Source organism: Synechococcus sp. W55.1, assembly GCF_047461655.1.
Classification (GTDB): domain Bacteria; phylum Cyanobacteriota; class Cyanobacteriia; order Thermostichales; family Thermostichaceae; genus Thermostichus.
Genome location: NZ_JANSHN010000018.1, coordinates 57,041 through 63,243, shown reverse-complemented (window position 1 = coordinate 63,243; position 6,203 = coordinate 57,041). Strand labels below are relative to the sequence as shown.

Genomic DNA, 6,203 nt, shown 5'->3' with positions numbered 1-6,203 from the left:
ATTCGGGCCTGGATGGCGCCGCAGGACCAGCCCCATGAGCGCTTTGAGTTCCCTGAAGAAGTCCTCCCCCGCGGCAACGCGCTCTAAGCGGGTGCTAACCCTCGAACGCTCGATTTTCCTGGATCCCTTGCATGAGTGTTGAGGTCGAGCGTTCGCCTGTTGGATCCCTGGATTCGATGGGTAGGCGCTCGGCCACTAGCAAGCCCTTTTGTTTTGGATCCCTATTTTGATTGCACTGGTTGTTACTGTTTTTGGAGGCTGGCCTCAGTGACTTCAACGACGTTTGGTTCCGTAGCGATGCAGGATCGCACCCAAGGCGGATTTGCCTGGTGGGCGGGGAATGCTCGCTTGATCAATCTTTCTGGTCGGCTTTTGGGTGCCCATGTGGCCCATGCTGGCTTGATCGTCTTCTGGGCGGGAGCGATGCTGCTGTTTGAGGTGGCTCACTTCACGCCAGATCGGCCCATGTATGAGCAGGGCCTGATCTTGATGCCCCACATAGCCACTCTGGGCTGGGGGGTTGGTCCCGGCGGCGAGGTGATCGACACCTACCCTTACTTTGTGATCGGGGTGCTGCACTTGATCTCCAGTGCAGTGCTGGGGTTGGGGGGCATTTACCATGCGGTACGGGGCCCAGAAACCCTGGAGCAGTCTTTCCCCTTCTTCGGCTACGACTGGAAAGACAAGAACAAGATGACCACCATCCTGGGCATTCACCTGATCCTGTTGGGGTTGGGGGCTTTCTTGTTGGTGGCCAAGGCCATGTGGTTTGGCGGTGTCTATGACACCTGGGCTCCAGGGGGTGGCGATGTGCGGGTGATCACCAACCCCACCTTGAACCCCGCTGTGATCTTCGGCTACCTGTTTAAATCTCCTTTTGGTGGGGAAGGCTGGATCATCAGCGTCGACAACATGGAGGATGTAATCGGCGGCCACATCTACATTGGCATCATCTGCATTGCCGGTGGGATTTGGCACATCCTCACCAAGCCCTTTGGTTGGGCTCGCCGCGCCTTCATCTGGTCTGGGGAGGCCTATCTCTCCTACAGCTTGGCGGCGGTTTCGCTGATGAGCTTCATTGCCACTTGCTACATCTGGTTCAACAACACCGTCTACCCCAGCGAGTTCTACGGCCCCACTGGCCCAGAAGCCTCGCAAGCGCAAGCCCTCACCTTCATCGTGCGCGACCAGCGCCTGGGGGCGAACATTGGCCAAGCCCAAGGTCCCACCGGTCTGGGTAAATACCTGATGCGCTCCCCCACGGGCGAGATCATCTTCGGCGGCGAGACGATGCGCTTCTGGGATGTGCGGGCTCCCTGGAAAGAGCCGCTGCTGGGCCCCAATGGGTTGGATCTGGATAAGCTGAAAAACGACATTCAGCCCTGGCAAGCCCGCCGTGCAGTGGAGTACATGACCCATGCGCCGCTGGGATCCCTGAACTCGGTGGGTGGTGTGGCTACCGAGATCAACACGGTGAACTTCACCAGCCCGCGCACCTGGTTGGCTGCTCACAACTTCATCTTCGGCTTCCTGTTCTTTGTCGGCCACCTGTGGCATGCCGGTCGCGCCCGCGCCGCTGCTGCCGGTTTTGAGAAAGGGATCAACCGCGAGAACGAGCCGGTTTACCGGATGAAGCCGATCCGCTAACTTTGGGTTAGCACAACGGTCTCAATGGTTTGGCTTGGCCCCCATACCGGGGGCCTTTTTTTGGGCATCCCCCCCTCAAGGATTGGCAGAAAGAAAGTTTGGGGTGGAAACTGAAGAGCGCTGAGTCATCAGAGCAGATGCACAAGATCCCTGTTACCGTCATCACCGGATTTCTGGGATCCGGCAAGACCACGGTGATCCGTCACCTTTTGCTCAACAACCAGGGCCGCCGCATTGCCGTGTTGGTTAACGAGTTTGGCGAAGTGGGCATCGACGGCGAGTTGCTGCGGGATTGCCAACTGTGTGAGGGGGAGGGATCCATCCCCATTCTGGAGCTGGCCAACGGCTGTCTCTGCTGCACGGTGCAGGAGGAGTTTTTGCCCACCATGGAAGCTCTGTTGCAGCGGCGGGCGGAGCTAGACTGCATTTTGATTGAAACCTCAGGACTGGCCTTGCCCAAGCCGCTCGTGCAGGCTTTCCGCTGGCCCACCATTCGTACAGGCGCCACGGTGGATGCGGTGATTACGGTGGTGGATGGTCAGGCTCTGGCCTCCGGGCAACTGGTGGGGGATCCGGCGGCCCTGGAGGCGCAGCGGCAGGCTGACGAAAGTTTGGACCATGAGACTCCGCTTGAGGAATTGTTTGAGGATCAGTTGAGCTGTGCCGATTTGGTGGTGCTCACCAAGGTGGATCAGATTACCCAAGAGGAGCAAGCTCGGGTGGAAAGCTGGCTGCGGCACCACTTGCGCCCTGAGGTTCAAATCCTCCCTTGTGAGCGGGGGCAGGTTCCCCCAGAAGTGCTCTTGGGCTTTAATGCAGCGGTGGAAGACCAGCTCGAGCGCCGCCCCAGCCACCACGATCACGGGGAGGAGCATGAGCACGAAGCTTTTGAGTCTTTCTACCTCAGCCTGGAGGGAGGTTATGAGCCGGGATCCCTGGTGGCTCAGCTACGCCGGTTGGCCCAAGAGGAATGCCTTTACCGGATCAAAGGATTTGTGGCCGTTCCCCACAAGCCGATGCGGCTGGTGCTGCAGGGAGTGGGATCCCGCTTTGAAACCTACTACGACCGCCCCTGGCAACCCCAGGAGCCGCGCTTGACCCGACTGGTGCTGATTGGGCAAAACCTCAACCGAGAGCGCATTGCCGCCCAGCTCCAGGCCTTGGCCATCAGAGAAACGGTGGCCCCCACCGGCTGATCCCTGTCGGAGGCGAGTGGGATCCCTTGGGTCCTCGGCTCTCATCCCCCCGTCCCAGAGGGAAAGGAAGCAGCGTCCAGTTCTACTGTTACTCAAAGGTGGTCTAGAGGTAGGTATCCAAAAGAGAGGCCACGGTGGGGAAGTGGCAGCGCAAACCCAGGGTTTCTGGGGAAATGGCCGGGTAAACAAAATGGCGCTGGCGCAGACAGAACTCATCCCAGGCTGAAAGCCGCACCCGAAATAGAAAGGCCAAGCCGCGAACGAGAGCCGGGGGCAGAGGCACTCGGAAATAGATCCGTTTTTTGAAATAAGCACACATCTGTTCCACACATTCATCCCAGGAGAGGGGGGGATTGCCCAACACCCAATCGCCGCCACCAGGCAGATGGGCCACCCAATAGGCCACCATCTCGGCCACATCGGCAGCATGGATGAAGTGGAAGCTGGCATCCACCCGCAAAAAGCGGATCAGATCCAGCCAGCGGAGAACGTCCTTGAGGCCGGCAGTGATGTGGGAGTAGGGGTGGTGGGGGCTGCCGCCAAAGAGCAGGGTGGGATAAAGGGTGAGCAGGCGCTCCGGCCAGAAGCCGCTTTCCTGCCGCCGCAGCAGCATCTCGTACTTGCTGCGGATGTAGTCGGTGCCGGCCCGTCCGGCAATGGCCAAAGGCTCCAGGTCCTGGTTCAAAAGGCTGGCCGTGGAAAAGTAGATCACCTGCTGACAGCGCTCCGGATCCAACAACTGAAAGAGCTCCAGGGTGTGGGTAACATTCACGGCCCAAGCCAGGGCGGGATCCCCCCAAGCCGCTGCCATGTGGATCAGCCCATCCATCTGGCGCAGCAGAGCGGCGTGTTCCCGGATGCGCAGGAGATCGCCGGGTACTAGGGTGATAGGGGCGGGCAGCCGTTCTAGGGGCAGCCGCAGGCGGCTGGTCTCGCGGATGAGAACGTACAGGTGGTAGGCGGGCCGCTCCGGAAACTCGGGATCCCTTTGCTGGGCCAGGCGCTCCAACACATAGTGCCCCAGGCAGCCGCTAGCGCCGGTAAGAAACAGGTTTCGCAAGAGGTCTTCCCAACGGGACTCGATGAAAAAAGCTTCTGACTAGTGTACCGCTTCAGCTTCTGTCTGCCGGACTGCCTGAGCCCTCAATTCCCCTGCAAGAGAGCCGCTCGACTTGGCAAACCCCACACTGGAAATTTGCCCGCAAGGATGTCAGCATAGTTCGACAAGAATCCAACTCAAAGAGCGCACCACTTAAGGTATCCATCTGCATCTGTGGCTGTAACCTCCTCTCCGCCTTCCCGTTCCCGCGCTTTTGACCTTTGGCCTCCCCTGGCCTTAGTTTTGCAGCGGATCACCCAAGCCGTACCGGTGCTGCTGTTGATCACGCTGCTCAGTTTTTTGCTGTTGCAACTGGCCCCTGGGGACTTTTTGGATCCCTTGCGGGCGGATCCCAGTTTCAGCCAAGAGTTCATTGCTCAAGAGGAAGCACGGCTGGGGTTGGATAAGCCCTTGGTTTGGCAGTATTTGACCTGGCTGGGCAACCTGCTGCAGGGGGATTTCGGCATGAGCTATACCTACCGGGTTCCTGTGTTGGGGTTGATCGCCTCTCGGGCTGGGGCCACCCTGCTGCTGGCGGTGTCTTCCATTTTGCTCACCTGGATGATCTCCATTCCCCTTGGGATCCTGGGGGCGCTGCGGCAGAACACCCCCCTGGATCGGGCGTTGCAGTTGCTCAGCTACCTGGGCCAGGCCATGCCCAGCTTCGTGCTGGCCATTTTGCTGCTAATTGTGGCCCAAAACGTGAGCTGGCTGCCGGTAGGGGGGATGACCAGTGTTTATTTTGCCGAGCTTAGTTTGGGGGAAAAGTTGCTGGATCTGGGCCGCCACCTGCTCCTGCCCACGCTGGCCCTGAGCATCACCAGCTTTGCCGGGCTGCAGCGGATTACGCGCGGCAATTTCTTGGATGTGCTGCGGCAGGAATACATCCAGGCGGCGCGGGCCCGTGGGATCCCAGAGTGGCGGGTGATCTGGCTGCATGCCCTGCGCAACGCCGTGAACCCTTTGATTACCATCCTGGGCTTTGAGTTTGCCAATCTGCTCAGCGGTTCCTTTATCGCCGAGTTTTTCTTCAATTGGCCGGGGCTGGGCAAGCTGCTCTTGGAGGCTGTTCAAAGTTTCGACATCAATGTGGTGATGGCGGGGCTTCTGCTGGGGGCCGTGATGCTCATTCTGGGCAATTTGTTGGCCGATTTGCTCCTGATGTGGGTGGATCCCCGTATCCGACCCGACTCGTTTTTTAGTTAGCCATTGCTGCTACGGATCCCTCAAACAGGCGGCTCAATTGTGGAGACAATATCCCGAATCACCGCCTCTGCCTCTTGCCGTCGGTTGCCGGCCATCTCTCCCGACCCGGCCAGGGAAACCCGATGGGCCAGTACCGAGACGAACAGCGCTTGTAGATCTTCTGGCAAACAAAAGCTGCGCCCCTTCACCAGCGCCTGGGCCCGTGCTGCCCGTGCTAGGGCTAGCGCCCCACGGGTGGATACCCCTGCCCGCAACAGCTTGGACACGCGAGTGGCCTGCACCACCTGCAGAAGATAGTCCGCCAGGGATCCATCCAAATACACTTGATCCACCGCCGACTGAATCTCCCGCAACTCCATCAGGGAGAGAACCGGCTGCAGATCATCCACCGGCTCGGCCTGTTGCCGTTGCAACAGCAAGGCTCGCTCTATCTCAGGGCTGGGGTAGCCAATCGACAGCCGCACCAAAAACCGATCCAACTGGCTTTCCGGGAGGGGATAGGTGCCGTGGTACTCCAAAGGGTTTTGGGTGGCCAACACCATAAATGGGCTCGGCAGCGGGTAGGTGCGATTGTCCAGCGAAACCTGCTTTTCCGCCATTGCCTCGAGCAGAGCACTCTGGGTGCGGGGCGAGGTGCGGTTGATTTCATCCGCCAAGATCACGTGGGCAAAAAGGGGGCCGGGGCGAAATTCAAAATCCCCTTTCTCTTTATTGAAAAGGGTGAGGCCAAGAATATCCGTCGGCAATAGGTCACTGGTAAATTGAATCCGTTGAAACTTGGCCCCCAAACTCTGGGCAATAGCCCTCGCCAAAGTGGTTTTGCCCACACCGGGCACATCTTCAAGCAAAACATGACCTTCCGCAACCAGGGCCATGACCACCGCCTGCACCACCTGCGACTTGCCCTGAAACACCGATTCGATGTTGGCAATCAGCTTGCCAATCTGTTGATGTAAGTTTTGTAACCGCTCTGCCGGGATCCGTGCTGAACCAGACCGGGTGCTGACACTCGCCATAAACCATTCCCAAAGGGGCCTATTCCACCTTACAGGCTG

General features: G+C 59.1%; 5 protein-coding genes and 1 pseudogene. 4 read left to right on the top strand and 2 right to left on the bottom strand.

The window, feature by feature from the left end; genetic code table 11:
- From NW816_RS10025 to cobW, 3 genes and pseudogenes are all read left to right on the top strand, one after another.
- A pseudogene (locus NW816_RS10025) lies at positions 1-87 on the top strand (photosystem II protein D2); the annotation flags it as partial.
- A 210-nt stretch (positions 88-297) separates the two neighbouring features.
- The gene (gene psbC, locus NW816_RS10020; RefSeq protein ID WP_414409055.1) at positions 298-1,647 is read left to right on the top strand and encodes a photosystem II reaction center protein CP43; all 1,350 of its coding nucleotides are present in this window, start codon (positions 298-300) and stop codon (positions 1,645-1,647) included.
- A 137-nt stretch (positions 1,648-1,784) separates the two neighbouring features.
- Entirely contained in the window at positions 1,785-2,843 is a 1,059-nt protein-coding gene (cobW, locus tag NW816_RS10015; protein ID WP_414409050.1) for a cobalamin biosynthesis protein CobW, read from the top strand.
- 103 nt (positions 2,844-2,946) lie between these two features.
- Here the strand turns inward: cobW and NW816_RS10010 are convergent, their stop codons facing one another.
- Positions 2,947-3,903: an NAD-dependent epimerase/dehydratase family protein gene (locus tag NW816_RS10010; RefSeq protein WP_414358402.1), complete on the bottom strand. Its 957-nt coding sequence runs from the start codon at positions 3,901-3,903 to the stop codon at positions 2,947-2,949.
- A 213-nt stretch (positions 3,904-4,116) separates the two neighbouring features.
- On the opposite strand from NW816_RS10010, the gene NW816_RS10005 reads away from it, so the two are divergent.
- Positions 4,117-5,148 carry an ABC transporter permease gene (locus NW816_RS10005; RefSeq protein ID WP_414409049.1) on the top strand — a complete coding sequence of 344 codons (1,032 nt, stop codon included), beginning with the start codon at positions 4,117-4,119 and terminating at the stop codon, positions 5,146-5,148.
- A 20-nt stretch (positions 5,149-5,168) separates the two neighbouring features.
- Here the strand turns inward: NW816_RS10005 and NW816_RS10000 are convergent, their stop codons facing one another.
- Positions 5,169-6,164 carry an AAA family ATPase gene (locus tag NW816_RS10000; protein ID WP_414409048.1) on the bottom strand — a complete coding sequence of 332 codons (996 nt, stop codon included), beginning with the start codon at positions 6,162-6,164 and terminating at the stop codon, positions 5,169-5,171.
- Positions 6,165-6,203 lie beyond the last annotated feature (39 nt).

What these genes read in the sequence shown, in the direction of transcription:
- psbC (WP_414409055.1), top strand. Translation starts at nt 298, where the DNA reads ATGCAGGATCGCACCCAAGGCGGATTTGCCTGGTGGGCGGGGAATGCT.
- cobW (WP_414409050.1), top strand. Translation starts at nt 1,785, where the DNA reads ATGCACAAGATCCCTGTTACCGTCATCACCGGATTTCTGGGATCCGGC.
- NW816_RS10000 (WP_414409048.1), bottom strand. Translation starts at nt 6,164, where the DNA reads ATGGCGAGTGTCAGCACCCGGTCTGGTTCAGCACGGATCCCGGCAGAG.